The sequence below is a fragment of the Cochleicola gelatinilyticus genome, assembly GCF_001637325.1.
Classification (GTDB): domain Bacteria; phylum Bacteroidota; class Bacteroidia; order Flavobacteriales; family Flavobacteriaceae; genus Cochleicola; species Cochleicola gelatinilyticus.
This window is the reverse complement of sequence record NZ_LRXL01000026.1, coordinates 776,247-791,155: the sequence shown is the minus strand read 5'-3', so window position 1 is coordinate 791,155 and position 14,909 is coordinate 776,247. Positions and strand designations below refer to the sequence as shown.

The 14,909-nt window shown below is 36.0% G+C and carries 17 protein-coding genes; 16 read left to right on the top strand and 1 reads right to left on the bottom strand.

Annotation, left to right across the window (positions count from 1 at the left end):
• Positions 1 to 26: 26 nt before the first annotated feature.
• Complete coding sequence (locus tag ULVI_RS05600) at positions 27 to 1,016, top strand: glycosyltransferase family 9 protein (protein WP_068591413.1); 990 nt, start codon at positions 27 to 29, stop codon at positions 1,014 to 1,016.
• A gap of 37 nt (positions 1,017 to 1,053) precedes the next feature.
• Here ULVI_RS05600 and ULVI_RS05595 read toward each other — a convergent pair whose 3' ends face one another.
• On the bottom strand, positions 1,054 to 2,100 hold the full coding sequence (locus ULVI_RS05595; protein WP_068591411.1) for a ferredoxin--NADP reductase: 1,047 nt from the start codon (positions 2,098 to 2,100) through the stop codon (positions 1,054 to 1,056).
• A 239-nt stretch (positions 2,101 to 2,339) separates the two neighbouring features.
• Here ULVI_RS05595 and porW point away from each other — a divergent pair, with 239 nt between their 5' ends.
• The 15 genes from porW (at position 2,340) to dut (ending at position 14,874) form a co-directional block, all read left to right on the top strand.
• Entirely contained in the window at positions 2,340 to 4,871 is a 2,532-nt protein-coding gene (porW, locus tag ULVI_RS05590) for a type IX secretion system periplasmic lipoprotein PorW/SprE (RefSeq protein ID WP_068590564.1), read from the top strand.
• A gap of 28 nt (positions 4,872 to 4,899) precedes the next feature.
• Entirely contained in the window at positions 4,900 to 5,364 is a 465-nt protein-coding gene (locus ULVI_RS05585) for a bactofilin family protein (RefSeq protein WP_068590562.1), read from the top strand.
• Positions 5,365 to 5,373: 9 nt separating this feature from the next.
• Positions 5,374 to 5,589 (top strand): AtpZ/AtpI family protein, encoded by a 216-nt coding sequence (locus tag ULVI_RS05580; protein ID WP_068590561.1) that lies wholly within the window; start codon positions 5,374 to 5,376, stop codon positions 5,587 to 5,589.
• Positions 5,590 to 5,596: 7 nt separating this feature from the next.
• Positions 5,597 to 5,986: a DUF6168 family protein gene (locus ULVI_RS15780; RefSeq protein WP_068590559.1), complete on the top strand. Its 390-nt coding sequence runs from the start codon at positions 5,597 to 5,599 to the stop codon at positions 5,984 to 5,986.
• Positions 5,987 to 6,089: 103 nt separating this feature from the next.
• Positions 6,090 to 7,175: a F0F1 ATP synthase subunit A gene (gene atpB, locus ULVI_RS05570; protein ID WP_068590557.1), complete on the top strand. Its 1,086-nt coding sequence runs from the start codon at positions 6,090 to 6,092 to the stop codon at positions 7,173 to 7,175.
• Positions 7,176 to 7,205: 30 nt separating this feature from the next.
• On the top strand, positions 7,206 to 7,397 hold the full coding sequence (gene atpE, locus ULVI_RS05565; RefSeq protein WP_068590555.1) for an ATP synthase F0 subunit C: 192 nt from the start codon (positions 7,206 to 7,208) through the stop codon (positions 7,395 to 7,397).
• A gap of 102 nt (positions 7,398 to 7,499) precedes the next feature.
• Positions 7,500 to 8,000, top strand: a complete 501-nt coding sequence (locus tag ULVI_RS05560; RefSeq protein WP_068590553.1) for a F0F1 ATP synthase subunit B — start codon at positions 7,500 to 7,502, stop codon at positions 7,998 to 8,000.
• A 5-nt stretch (positions 8,001 to 8,005) separates the two neighbouring features.
• On the top strand, positions 8,006 to 8,545 hold the full coding sequence (gene atpH, locus ULVI_RS05555; protein WP_068590551.1) for an ATP synthase F1 subunit delta: 540 nt from the start codon (positions 8,006 to 8,008) through the stop codon (positions 8,543 to 8,545).
• A gap of 1 nt (position 8,546) precedes the next feature.
• Positions 8,547 to 10,127, top strand: a complete 1,581-nt coding sequence (atpA, locus tag ULVI_RS05550; RefSeq protein ID WP_068590549.1) for a F0F1 ATP synthase subunit alpha — start codon at positions 8,547 to 8,549, stop codon at positions 10,125 to 10,127.
• Positions 10,128 to 10,230: 103 nt separating this feature from the next.
• Positions 10,231 to 11,100 (top strand): ATP synthase F1 subunit gamma, encoded by an 870-nt coding sequence (atpG, locus tag ULVI_RS05545; RefSeq protein ID WP_068590546.1) that lies wholly within the window; start codon positions 10,231 to 10,233, stop codon positions 11,098 to 11,100.
• A 105-nt stretch (positions 11,101 to 11,205) separates the two neighbouring features.
• Entirely contained in the window at positions 11,206 to 11,745 is a 540-nt protein-coding gene (locus tag ULVI_RS05540; RefSeq protein ID WP_068590545.1) for a hypothetical protein, read from the top strand.
• Between the two features lie 180 nt (positions 11,746 to 11,925).
• Positions 11,926 to 12,507, top strand: coding sequence for a hypothetical protein (locus ULVI_RS05535; RefSeq protein WP_068590543.1), 582 nt, complete (start codon positions 11,926 to 11,928; stop codon positions 12,505 to 12,507).
• A gap of 77 nt (positions 12,508 to 12,584) precedes the next feature.
• The gene (locus tag ULVI_RS05530) at positions 12,585 to 14,045 is read left to right on the top strand and encodes a lipopolysaccharide biosynthesis protein (protein ID WP_068590541.1); all 1,461 of its coding nucleotides are present in this window, start codon (positions 12,585 to 12,587) and stop codon (positions 14,043 to 14,045) included.
• Positions 14,046 to 14,056: 11 nt separating this feature from the next.
• The gene (locus ULVI_RS05525) at positions 14,057 to 14,434 is read left to right on the top strand and encodes a PH domain-containing protein (protein ID WP_068590538.1); all 378 of its coding nucleotides are present in this window, start codon (positions 14,057 to 14,059) and stop codon (positions 14,432 to 14,434) included.
• A 5-nt stretch (positions 14,435 to 14,439) separates the two neighbouring features.
• Entirely contained in the window at positions 14,440 to 14,874 is a 435-nt protein-coding gene (gene dut / locus ULVI_RS05520) for a dUTP diphosphatase (protein ID WP_068591409.1), read from the top strand.
• The last annotated feature ends 35 nt before the right edge of the window (positions 14,875 to 14,909 follow it).

The window sequence follows — 14,909 nt, the reverse complement described above, 5'->3', positions numbered from 1 at the left end:
ACATATTTGTAATTCGATTGTCCGCTTTGGGCGATGTAGCCATGACAGTGCCAGTGCTTCGAGTACTATTAGATTCTTATCCCGAACTACAACTTACAATACTTTCAAAACCGGGTTTTAAGCCTTTATTTTCAGACCTTCACACAATTAACTTTCTAGAGGCTGATGTCTATGGAAAACACAAAGGATTCGGGTTACTTGGTCTTGCGAATGAAGCGAAAGCCCTTGGGGTCGATGCTGTAGCAGACCTTCATAATGTAATTCGTTCTAAAATCCTTAAAAATGCACTCTGTTTGCGAGGCATTCCAACAGCAACAATCGATAAAGGTAGAGCTGAAAAAAAAGCACTTACTCAAAATCATGGCGGTTCCATTTCTCCTTTAGAATCGACTCACGAACGGTATGCGAATGTTTTCAAAAAACTTGGATACCCTATCGATCTCAAAAAACACACATTTCCAGAACGACAACGATTATCGCCACAATTAAATGCACTTATTGGAGTAGAACCCAAAAAACTCATTGGAATTGCTCCCTTTGCTGCATATAAAAGCAAACAGTATTCCCTGTCGTTACTCACTGAAGTTATTGAGATGTTGAATGCTTCTGGGAAATACCGTATATTTTTATTTGGTGGCGGAAAGAAAGAAATTGAAATTTTAAAAAAATTAGAGGCTAAATATGCATCGGCAACGAATCTTGCTGGTCGTTTCTCGTTAGAAGCAGAACTAGCATTTATCTCCAATCTTGATGTCATGCTTGCAATGGATAGTGCCAATGGTCATTTGGCGGCTATGTACGGAATTCCAGTAGTGACGCTTTGGGGTGTTACCCATCCGTATGCAGGATTTGTTCCTTTTCAACAGCCCAATTCAAATCAGTTAGTTTCCAATAGAGATGAATTTCCACTACTACCCACATCGATCTATGGAAATAAGTTTCCGAAGGGATACGAAAAAGCCATGGATAGCATTCCTCCTGAGCTGGTCGTTCAAAAAATTAAAGAGAATTTATAAGCACTCTTTAAACCAGATAAAGTCTAATCCGAAAGTCTTAAACATCATCATAGTCAACCACGATCTTAGCAGTAGTAGGGTGTGCCTGACAAGTTAAAATAAAACCGTCGGCTATCTCGCTATCGGTAAGGATTTGGTTTTTTCTCATTTCTGCTTTTCCCTCCGTTAATCGCGCAATACACGTACTACATATACCACCTTGACAAGAGTATGGAGGATCCAGTCCCTCATCTAAAGCTGCCTGAAGAATCGACTTTGTTTGTGGCATAACAAAACTTTCGGTTTCGTCATCTACAGTTATCGTTACCGATGTATTTCCGTCATGTGATTCTACCAGTAATCCTTCTTCGGCGGTACTAAACAATTCGTGATGAATTATTTTTTCATTCACACCGTTTTGCTTCAGGGTTGCTTCCACTTCGTCGATCATTGGTTCGGGACCACATAAATAAAACGCATCGAATGTTATTTCTCCGTATTTATTCTTCAGAAGAAAATTTACTGTAGAACGTTCAATTCTTCCGAAGCGCCCTTGATCTTCTTGTTTTCTACTGTAAATAAACTCAACAAAAAACCGATTGGGATATGTTTTAAGAAGTTGTAAAATTTCAGAATGAAACATGGTGCTTTCTAAAGATTGATTTCCGAAAGCCAATAAAAAAGTGTTTTCTGAAGCAGTTTCAAGTGCCGATTTTACTAAAGAAAGAATTGGTGTTATCCCACTTCCTGCTGCAAAAGCGGCATAATTTTTTGGCGTTGTAGGCTCTGTTAATGTAAACTTTCCCTGAGGAGGCATTACCTCTAGCGTATCGCCAGCTTTTAGTGTTGAATTGGCATACACAGAAAAACTTCCTCCCTTTACTTCTTTAATTCCTACAGTAAGATTTATTTCTGAAGGAGCACTACAAATGGAATAAGCCCTGCGAATTTCTTTCCCGTCTTTAAGGTGTTTAATGGTAATATATTGGCCCGCTTTAAAACGGAAGGCGTCTTTTTTTTCGGAAGGTATTTCGAAAGTAACGGAAACAGCATTTGGCGTTTCTCGTTGCACCGATTTTACAGTAAGCGTATGGAATGTATTCAAGATCTTGTAATTTGTGAGCAAAAATACAAATAAGCATGCATTTTAAAATTGCGTTTAACAGGATATTTTGGAGTTCTCGAGGACTTTGATTTTAAAGGAACTAAGAGGAGTTGCGGGTTCAAAAAATAGGTGTTTGGGTATGAATTCTAAAAAAGAAACGTATTTTTACCGTTCTCTTAGTGCGATGTATACTAAAAGCAGTGCTTTTAAGTTACTATAACATATAAATTAAGGCAATTTTGAAAGGCATATATAAAACTACATTACTTCTTCTTGTTGTTCTTGTGCTCGCAGCATGTTCACGCAAGAAAAACACTTTTTTAACTCGAAATGCACATGCTGTAAAAGCTGAATACAATGCATTGTATAACGGAGGTGTGGCATTTGAGCAAGGAAAAGAAGGATTGGCGCAAACCTATCGGGATAATTTTTGGGAAATTCTTCCTGTAGAACGACTTGAATTGGAAGAGAAATTCGATGTTCCAGGAACATCTAAAGATCCTAACTTTAACAAAGCAGAAGAAAAAGCTGCTAAAGCCATCCAGAAGCATTCTATTTATATCGATGGAAAAGAATACAATCCGCAGATTGATGAAGCTTATATGCTTTTAGGAAAAGCACGTTATTACGATGCTCGTTTTATTCCGGCACTAGATGCGTTTAATTTTATTTTAGATAAATATCCAACGAGTAATAATATTAACCACGCAAAGGTTTGGAAGGCAAAAGCAAACATTCGTTTAAGAAATGAAGAAGTTGCATTAGAGAACCTTAAGAAAATGCTTGAAGAAGAAGAGTTGGATGACGAAGAATATGCAGATGCAGCTGCGATCATGGCACAAGCCTATATTAATCTTGATTCGTTAGCAGAAGCTTTACCTTATATGAAAATCGCTTCAGAAGAGGTTCGTGATAAAGAATTAAAGGGACGATATACCTTTATTAAAGGACAACTTTACAACCGTTTGGAAAAGCGCGACAGTGCAAACCTCGCATTCGATGAAGTAATTGAACTCAATCGGAAATCGCCAAGGGTATATATGATCAACGCCTACATTGCTAAGGCAAAAAATTTCGATTATAATAACGAAGACAAAGTTGCATTTCGAGAATTGTTAGATGAACTGGAAAATGATCGGGAAAACCGTCCATTTTTAGACAAGATCTACAACCAGATTGGTGAATACTATAGAAACAATAACACCATCGATACTGCAGTTGTGTATTATAACAAATCGATACAGGCAGTTACTCAAGACCGTCCTTTACAGGCAGTAAATTATCAAACGCTTGCTGAAATTAACTTCGATGCTGCCGAATATAAAATGGCAGGTTCGTATTATGATAGTACACTTACTAATTTAAATGAAGGAACTCGATTGTTTCGTAGAATTACAAAGCGACGTGAAAATCTTGATGATGTAATAAATTACGAAGATATCGCTACTGTGAACGATAGTGTGCTTCGAATTGCTGGTATGAGTGAAGCGCAGCAATTAACATATTTTACAGAGTATACACAGAAACTCAAAGCAAAGGCAGTTGCCGATTCTATTGCCAATGCTTCGGTCGAAAAAGGGGTTGCCAATAATGAGTTTTTTCAGAAGAAAACAAATCAAACAGGAAAAGGAGGGCCATTCTATTTTTACAACCCGACAACCGTTTCTTTTGGAAAATTAGAGTTTCAGAAAGCATGGGGAAATAGAAAATTAGAAGATAATTGGAGACGTTCAGAAAAACAACGAACTACCACATCGATCGAAGAAGAAGTCGCTGAAACGATTCCAATTGCCGAGAATGAAATGTTTAATCCGCAAAGTTACATTTCAAAAATACCGACCGACCAAGTGGTGCTAGACAGTTTAGCAAAAGAGCGAAATTTTGCCTACTACCAATTAGGTTTAATTTACAAGGAAAAGTTTAAAGAGAATGAATTAGCTTCAAACCGATTAGAAAAGCTATTAACCTATGGTCCTGAAGAACGTTTAATTCTTCCGTCGAAATACAATTTATATAAAATTTATTCTGAATCTGAAAATGCAGCGTTAGCTCAAAAATATAAGAATGATATTTTAAATAATCACGCTGATTCTAGGTATGCAGAAATTCTTCGGAATCCAAACACCGCCCTGGCTACAGACGAATCGAGTCCAGAATTTAAATACAAAGAGTTGTACCAGCAATTTGAAGCTTCACAATACGAAGAGGTGATTGCAAAAAGTGATGATTATATATCTCGTTATAATGGTACCGAGATCGTTCCAAAATTTGAATTACTGAAGGCTACCGCAATAGGACGCCAACAAGGTTTTGAAGCCTATAAAAAGGCATTGAATTTTATTTCATTAAACTATCCGAATGCTCCAGAAGGCAAACAAGCGGAGAAAATTTTTAGTACGGTATTGCCAAAAATCTCAACGACCGAATTCGTTGGGGAAGATGCTTCAGAAAAGTATAAATTAGTATATCAATTTAATACAGACGAACGTACCGCTTTAGAAGCGTTGCAAAAAACGTTAAATAGAGCAATAGATAGTTATAATTATAGCACTATGTCAACTTCTATTGATTATTATGCGCCTGGAAAATTATTTTTAATTGTTCATGGTCTAAATACGAAAATGGGTGCTCGTGGATTTGGTCAAAACTTAAAGGAAAATAAAGAATACCGAGTGGCAAAACCTTTTTTCGAGATCTCTTCTCCTAATTATAAAACCATTCAGATTCATAAAAATCTAGACGATTATTTGCAATCAGCCTCGGTAGAATAATAGATGTTAACCTTATAAATTAGCCGTTATGTTTTCAGAAAAGAAAGAAAAAACATCCCAAGAGCCGGGAACCGGGCAAAATAGAATCAATGAAGGAACTACGTTAAAAGGAGATATTACTTCGAAAGGATTTTTTAGAATCGATGGTACAATTGAAGGAAACGTAAGTACTCCATCTAAAGTAGTTCTAGGGAAAAGCGGAATTATAGACGGTACCTTAACGTGCGAAAATGCTGATATTGAAGGAACTTTTGTAGGAAATTTAAATGTTTCTGGTACGCTTACCTTACGCGCTACAGCCAATATAGAGGGAGATGTAGTTGTAGGAAAACTTGCTGTGGAACCTGGTGCAACTTTTAATGCATCTTGTGCTATGAAAGGCGCAAATAAAAAGGGCAACGATCAACAAACTTTTAAAAAAGAAACCAATAAAGGGAATGTATACGATCGTCAGCAACGTGTAAAGCAAACGACTCCCCAACCATCTAATTAAAACGGAACCATGTCTAAAAAAGACAATAGTGTTAAACGATGGGCCATACTTTCGGCCATTGGAATTGAGATGGGGGTAATTATTTTTGTTTTTGTAAAACTTGGGCTTTGGTTAGACACCGAATACAACTCAGGTGGAAAGCTTTTTCTTATTTTGGGAACTTTTGTTGGGATTAGTATTTCTCTCTATTTGGTGATAAAACAAACCAATAAGTTAAACTCCTAAGTTATTTATGAGTAGAAGGAGTATTACGTTCTTAGTTTTTTTATTGGTTGTTTTGTTGATTTGCTTCGGAATCCATATCGGGATTCTATATTTATTAAATTTAGATTTATTCCATCATAAAATTATTCTTAGTTATAGCGTTAATTTTGCCATGGCAATGATCATTTTAATCTTCATAGAACGGTCGTTATTAAAAAAATCTTCTTATTCAGGGTTTATTTTTATGGCGGGAAGTGGCTTAAAGTTCCTTGTTTTTTTCTTGTTATTTTACCCCGCTTATAAGAGTGATGGAATTATGGAAACAGCGGAATTTACTAGCTTTTTCGTCCCTTATGTAGTGTGTTTAACCTTAGAGGTAATTTATCTTTCTAAGCAGCTTAATAATCAGACCTTTTAATTGAAAAGCGATTGGTTAAAAAAACACTTTTTTTTCTTTTTTCTTTATTAAGATAAACTGTATTTTTGCACCGATTTTAGGAACACTCATAATTTGTTCAAAAATGCGAAAAAATATTTTAGGTAGATTATTGACGTTATTCGTTTTGCTGTTTTCATTTCAGATGGGAGCTGTAGAGGTTCAGTATTCAGAAGAAAAGGGAGCCACAGATGTCAAAAGTGAAATTAAGGAGTATATTTCACATCACTTATTAGACTCATACGATTTTGGTTTGTATTCGTATACGAACGACGAAGGAAATCATGAGTATGTAGGATTTCCTTTGCCAGTAATTATTTGGGACGATGGTCTTAAGGTATTTTCTTCTTCAAGATTAAAGCATGATGAAGGTGTCGCTGAGGTAGGAGGAAACTTTTACCGTTCTTACCATGGAAAAATTTATAAAACAGATGCAGCAGGTACTTTAAAAATGGATGCGGATAACCATCCTGAAGGGCGTGTTCATTTAGATTTTTCAATCACAAAAAATGTGTTCACCATTTTTGTTGTTTCGCTACTTATATTATTAGTGTTTAATCGTATGGCGAGATCTTACAAAAAAGGAGCAATACCAACAGGAATTGGTCGTGGATTAGAGCCAATTGTACAATATATAAGAGACGATATTGCGATTCCAAATATTGGAGTTAAGAAATACAAAAAATACATGCCGTATCTTTTAACAGTATTTTTCTTTATTTGGATTATTAACTTATTAGGTCTTACTCCAATGGGGATTAATGTAACAAACAATATTGCTGTTACTCTTGCATTGGCACTTATTACCTTTTTAATTACAACATTTACCGCCAATAAAAATTATTGGGCCCATATTTTTTGGATGCCTGGTGTACCGCCATTAATGCGAATTGTTTTAGCACCAATCGAATTATTAGGAACACTTATTAAACCATTCTCATTAATGATTCGTTTGTATGCAAACATTACAGCTGGACACATTGTATTAATGAGTATCATCGGTTTGATGTTTATATTTAAAAACTGGTTAGGAAGTTCATTATCATTTTTCTTGGCATTTGCCTTGTCTTTGTTAGAACTTTTAGTAGCCGCTTTACAAGCATATATCTTTACAATGTTATCTGCTTTATATTTTGGTTCTGCTGTTGAAGAACACCATGAGGACCACTAATTTTGAATGTTTAATTTAATATATATATTTATGACTATTCCAACTATTGTAGGAGCAGGTTTAATTGTAATCGGTGCCGGATTAGGTATTGGTAAAATTGGTGGTTCAGCGATGGACGCTATTGCACGTCAACCAGAAGCTTCAGGAAAAATTCAAACAGCTATGCTTATTGCAGCAGCACTTATTGAAGGTATTGGATTTGCTGCATTATTTGCAGGTTAAGAAATAGACAATAGCTACAACGGTTGGTTGTAGCTATTGTTTAATTAAACATGTCTTAGATAAAAATTAACCTAATATATTCCCTTATAGCGGAAAAATACTATGGAAAAATTAATAAACGAATTTTCATTCGGACTCTTTTTCTGGCAATTATTAATGTTTGTTTTGTTAGTAATCTTACTAAGAAAATTTGCATGGAAACCTATTTTAAATGCTATTGAAAGTAGAGAAGAAGGAATTAAGGGGGCTCTTGATGCTGCTGAAAAGGCGAAGCTTGAGATGGCTAATTTGCAGGCTAGTAATGAAAAATTATTGCAAGAAGCTCGTTTAGAGCGAGAAGCAATGATGAAAGAGGCTCGTGAGATCAAAGCTAAAATGATTGCTGAAGCAAAAGATGAAGCTAAATCTGAAGCAGATAAAATGATTACAAATGCGCAAGCGGCCATTCAGAGTGAAAAGAAGGCAGCCGTAGCAGAGCTTAAAAATACCGTTGCTGAACTTTCGGTAGAAATCGCTGAGAAAGTGGTTAAAGGAGAGCTTTCAGATAAAACGAAACAATTACAGTTGGTAGATTCTATGTTGAATGATGCCAAATTAAATTAATTCCTATGAGTAGCAGAGCAGCGATACGATATGCAAAAGCGATCTTACAACAAGCGAACGAAGCTCAAGTAGGAAATGTGCTCTTCGGAGACATGCAATCTGTTTACCAAACAATCGAAGGAAGTAAAGAACTTCGTGTTGTTTTAAACAGTCCAGTGATAAAGCCCGATGATAAGAAAAATGCATTGCTTACCATATTTAAAGGTCAGTCTGCGGCTACACACAATCTTATTAAGCTTTTAGTGCTAAACAAAAGAACATCTTTGCTTGGCAATGTAGCCAAAAGCTATATAGATCTTTACAACGATGAAAAGGGTGTAAAGGTTGCAGAAGTCACTACTGCGGTTGCTTTGTCTTCAGAGTTGGAAGCAAAAGTGTTAGCTAAAGTGAAAGAACTCACAGGAAGCGACAATGTAACATTAAACAATACAATCGACGAATCTATTATTGGAGGGTTCGTATTAAGAGTTGGCGATTTGCAATATGATGCGAGTATCGCTAATAAACTCGATAATATTAAAAGAGAATTTACTAAATCATTATAAAATGGCAGAAGTTAAACCAGCTGAAGTTTCAGCGATCTTAAAAGAGCAACTTACAGGTTTTGAAGCAACAGCTTCTTTAGACGAGGTAGGAACGGTACTAACTGTGGGTGATGGTATTGCCCGTGTATACGGATTGTCCAATGTACAATATGGAGAATTAGTTGAATTCGATGGAGGTCTTGAGGGAATCGTACTTAATCTCGAAGAAGATAACGTTGGAGTTGTATTGCTTGGATCTTCACAAAACATCAACGAAGGATCTACCGTTAAAAGAACGCAACGAATTGCATCTTTAAAAGTAGGTGAAGGAATTGTTGGTCGTGTGGTAGATACCTTAGGGCAGCCTATCGACGGAAAAGGTCCTATTGAAGGCGAAACTTACGAAATGCCATTAGAACGTAAAGCACCTGGTGTAATTTATCGTCAGCCAGTAACAGAGCCACTTCAAACTGGAATTAAATCCATCGATGCGATGATTCCCGTAGGAAGAGGACAACGTGAATTGGTTATTGGTGACCGTCAGACAGGAAAGTCTACGGTATGTATCGATACCATTATAAACCAAAAAGAATTTTACGATGCAGGTGAACCTGTATATTGTATTTATGTAGCAATTGGTCAAAAAGCTTCTACCGTAGCACTTATTTCTAAAGTGTTAGAGGAAGCTGGAGCTCTTGCTTACACCACTATTGTAGCTGCAAACGCATCAGATCCTGCACCAATGCAGGTATATGCTCCTTTTGCTGGTGCTGCAATTGGTGAATATTTTAGAGATACAGGTCGTCCTGCTCTAATTATTTACGATGATTTATCTAAACAAGCGGTTGCTTATCGTGAGGTATCTCTTTTATTACGTCGCCCACCAGGACGTGAAGCATATCCTGGAGATGTATTCTTCTTACACTCTCGTTTATTAGAACGTGCGGCAAAAGTGATTAATGATGATGCCATCGCAAAAGAAATGAATGATTTACCAGACGTATTAAAACCGATGGTAAAAGGTGGAGGGTCTTTAACAGCACTTCCAATTATTGAAACACAAGCGGGAGATGTTTCTGCATACATCCCAACCAATGTAATTTCTATTACAGACGGACAAATATTCTTAGAATCTGATTTATTTAACGCAGGGGTTCGTCCTGCAATTAACGTAGGTATCTCGGTATCACGTGTGGGTGGTAACGCTCAGATTAAATCGATGAAGAAAGTAGCAGGTACATTAAAATTAGACCAAGCACAATTCCGTGAATTGGAAGCATTCGCTAAATTTGGTTCCGATCTTGATGCGGCTACGATGAATGTAATATCAAAAGGACAGCGTAACGTAGAAATCCTTAAACAAGCACAGAACGACCCGTATACGGTCGAAGATCAAATTGCGATCATCTATGCAGGTTCAAAGAACTTGTTACGTGACGTACCAGTTGAAAAAGTAAAAGAATTCGAAAGAGATTATCTTGAAATGCTAAATGCGAAACACAGAACCGCATTAGATACTTTAAAAGCAGGTAAATTAACCGACGAAGTAACAGATGTGTTAGTAACTGTAGCATCAGAGCTTTCAGCGAAATATAAGAAGTAATAAAAAAAGTGAATACTTTGTATATGCAGAGTATTCACTATTGTAGTTTGAGGTTTAATTAATACAATTCCGCAAACAATGTGGAATACCGAAACCAAGAAAAATGGCAAACTTAAAAGAAATACGTAACAGAATTTCATCGGTAAGTTCAACGATGCAGATTACTAGTGCCATGAAAATGGTATCGGCTGCAAAATTGAAAAAAGCTCAGGATGCAATTACCGCAATGCGACCGTATTCTGAAAAACTATCGGAATTGTTGCAAAACCTAAGCGCAACCCTTGATGCTGACAGCGGAAGTAAATATTCAGATCAACGTGAGGTAAAAAATGTGTTGGTCGTGGCAATCACCTCTAATCGTGGATTAGCTGGAGCTTTCAATAGTAATATTATTAAAGCTGCACATGTGCTTGCAAATGAGACGTATGTTGGAAAACAGGTTGATTTTGTGACCATTGGTATAAAAGGAAACGATATTCTGAAGAAAAACGGAAAGGTAATCGATCACAACATCGCAATTTTTGATGATCTTTCTTATGATGCAACTGCTGAAATAGCTGAAAGTTTGATGAAGCTGTTTTCTGAAGGAACCTACGACAAAATCATATTAGTCTATAACAACTTTAAAAATGCAGCTACTCAATTAGTGATGAGAGAGCAGTTTCTTCCTATTCTTCCTCCAGAAGTAATTGAAACGGATTCAACAGCTAATGTAGATTACATTTTCGAACCTTCAAAAGCAGAAATTGTTGAAGAATTAATTCCGAAGAGTTTAAAAACACAATTGTTTAAAGCCCTTAGAGATTCTGTGGCAAGTGAGCACGGAGCACGTATGACAGCAATGCATAAAGCAACCGATAATGCGACAGAGCTTAGAGATGCTTTAAAACTACAATACAACAAAGCGCGTCAAGCTGCTATTACCAACGAGATCTTAGAAATTGTTGGAGGTGCTGAGGCTCTTGCAGGTTAACTGTAAATTACAACCTACAAATCCCCTTTCGATACTTTTCGGAAGGGGATTTTTTTTGGAATAAAACTTGGTGCTATGTGAATTCAACCACTAAACCATATTAAAATGAAAAAGACCATTGTCCTAATTCTTTGTTTTATTGCAACTACTATTACTACTCAGGGACAACACGAAAAAGGGGATATTATGACCTCTTTATTAGTTTCTCCCTTTCCAACGACTTCCGATAATCAAGACGACTTTGGGATTATTGGAAAAATTAATCTGGAATTTTTTGTTTCCAATGAGGTTTCTTTTTCTGGAAGCTTTTTTACCACTAATAACACCTTAATTACTAATGATAGTGGACTAACGATTCATTCGTACGGATTTATTCCTTCAATTCAGTACTATCTCTTAAACAACGAAAAATTTAACCTTTTCGCACAACTTGGATACGGTTTCGGATTTGAAGACCGTACGCGCAGGGAAATTGAAAACAGCGCTTTAACAGTATTTAGTGCTGGATTTGGTGCGAACTATAAAGTGGCAGATAAACTATATATAAAAGGAACCCTCCCCTATTTTAAAGGACAGAATATTACTATCGATGAGAAAGCCGCAGATGGAATTGCAGTATTTCTTGGAATAAACTATGCCTTATAAACTTATAGCAAAAGCTTATATTCTTGTATGAGATAAGCAGGGAAACATATAAGGTATGAATTAGATTTTTAGTAATCTATATCCTACGTATTTCAAAGATATTCAATGCTTTAGAATCTTTAGTTTTCGTATCTTTATATAAGCAAAAAAGGAATATTTTAATCTTCAAAATTGGGGAATATGAAGAAGCTAAATAAATTAATATCCTTTACCATTATTGCTACTTTTTTATTAAGCTTTGTAGCTTGTGGAGTAACAAAGGATTCATTTAAATTAGAAAAAAGACCGCCATTTTTAATTAGTCAAGTGTACAATAAACAATGGGCTTCTGGAATTAGAGACGGTAGTGTTGGAGATGATGTATATGTAAGCATTGAAAAGTTTAAAAGAAGAGATGCCGATATTACATTTCAACAATTATTTTTTAAAGATCAAGTTGCAAACCTTCGGAAACCAGCTGAATACAGAAATCAGTTTTTAGAATCATCAAATCATTTTGTCGCTTTTTTTAAAGATGGAAATACAAATGAAGCGTTTCAAACAGAAACCGATGAAGAACCTGAATCCCTTCCACTAACACAATTTCCCTTCGAATTAACAGATACCGAAGCGGTAATAAGTTATGAGTATTTTGGCAGAACAAGGTATTATAAAATACCTTTTGTTAAAACCGTTAGTAGAATTGGGTATCCATCAATGAATATGAATGACCAAGAAAAAACACCCGTTGAAGAATCTGAAGAACAAATAGATCAGAAATAAGTTTTTTAAGGTCTTTTCTCTTAGAAGAGTTCAAACAGAAATAAATCAATACTTTTACGTCCTAAATCTGCAAGGGCTTGAGTGTTTTTAAAAAACTCTTTCAACAAACTTTTATTTATGGACTAGCGACAGTGCTACCAAGGGCATTGGCGATTGTTTTAGTGCCTTTATATGTTGAATATTTAGCCAAGGAGGAATTTGGTATTTATGCCTCACTTATGGCTTTTCTAATTCTTGGAAATGTTGTGCTTTCCTATGGGATGGAAACTGCTTTTTTTCGGTTTATAAATAAAGAAGCCTCTCGTAAAAAAATTGTTCAATCCACAGCACTCACATCCCTTACAGTTTCTTCTCTACTTTTTTTAGTGTTGGTGCTACCAACACGCGAATCGATTGCAAGTTTCTTAGAATTTGATTCAGAATACATAACGTACGGACTAATAATTCTCACATTAGACGCCTTGTGTGTACTTCCCTTTGTCTGGTATCGTGCCAACGAACGCCCAATGCAGTATGCCGTTATAAAAATTTTAAACGTGGTAATTAATTTAGGGTGTAACCTGTTTTTCTTTTTGGTTCTTCCCAGTTTAGCTTCAAATGAGACCGAAAGTTTCTGGAATACATTTTATTCCGAAGAAAACAAATTAGCTTATATTTTTATTGCTAATCTTATTGCTAGCGCATGTACATTAGTAATGGTACTGCCTGTTTATTTTAAAATTCAATTTAAATTCGACCATGCGATTTGGAAACAAATGCTTCGCTATGCATTCCCCGTACTAATTGCAGGCATTGCATTTTCTATTAACGAAGCATTCGACAAGATTTTACTAAAGTATCTTTTACCTGCCGACATTGCAGAAGCCGAAGTTGGTGTCTATGCGGCATGTTACAAATTGGGAGTGTTTATGACTTTATTTGCCACGGCTTTTCGGTTAGGAATCGAACCTTTCTTTTTTAATCATGCCGAGAACAACAATGCCAAACAGACTTATGCAACCATCACAAAATACTTTACAATTTTTGGGAGTTGTATTCTTCTAATCGTAGTTGTCTATATAGACGTCTTTAAAAAAATTCTTATTCCAGAGGCAGAATACTGGGTGGCTCTTTCAATTGTCCCTATTATTTTATTAGCAAATCTTTGCCTCGGAATCTATCACAACCTCTCAGTGTGGTATAAAGTAACAGATCGAACTCGATACGGCGCGTATATTTCAGTTTTTGGAGCAATCATTACATTAGTTTTAAATTTTGTACTCATCCCAATATTAAGTTATATGGGTTCAGCAATAGCAACACTAGCAGCTTATGGTACCATGATGACAATATCCTATTTCTTCGGAAGAAAATATTACAAAGTTCCATATAATTTAAAACGCATAGGAAGCTATCTACTTATAGCAGTTAGTTTTTCCCTATTGTCGTTTTATGTATTTGAAGGGAATTTAATCGCTGGGACTCTATTATTATTGGTATTTTTGTTACTCATTGTTGGGCTGGAGAGAAAAGAAGTACAACGAATTATTAGAAGATAAAAAAATGAAGAATGAGTCTTTTCAATAAAATTTTAGGAAACGCAAGTGAGGTTTCTTCGGAAAGCTTAACCGAAAAATATGGACGGTTGTTAATTGAAGGCGAATCGGTAGAATTGGGTTTCAAATTACTAAGAGATGTGTTTATGTTTACCAATAAGCGCCTTATATTAATAGATATTCAAGGGTTTACAGGGAGCAAAGCCGAATATAAATCAATGCCTTATAAAAACATTTCCCGATTTTCTTTGGAAACTGCAGGAACATTCGATTTAGATGCTGAACTTAAAATTTGGATATCGAGCGAAAATACCCCTACGGTAAGCAAGAAGTTTAATAAAAGTATCGATGTATATGCAGTGCAACGATATCTGGCACAAAAAGTACTCTAAACATGCTGAAAATTAAGATCATCAATAAATCAAACCATCCAATCCCCGCATACGAAACAATCGCTTCTGCAGGAATGGATTTGCGTGCTAATGTCCCAGAACCATCAACGTTAAAGCCATTGCAACGCGCCATTGTAAAGACAGGGTTGTTTATCGAATTGCCAATAGGATATGAAGCTCAGGTACGTCCAAGAAGTGGATTAGCTGCCAAAAAAGGAGTAACCGTACTTAATGCACCTGGAACCATAGATGCGGATTATCGTGGTGAAATTGGAGTTATTCTTGTAAATGTTTCTAACGAAGATTTTACAATTGAAAACGGAGAACGCATTGCACAATTAGTGATCGCTAAACATGAACGTGCTGTTTGGGAGGAAGTTGAAGAATTAACCGAGACCAAACGAGGTGCCGGCGGTTTTGGGAGCACTGGAGTGAAGTAAATTTTAGAATAAAACAAGTAAGAGAAAACACCTAA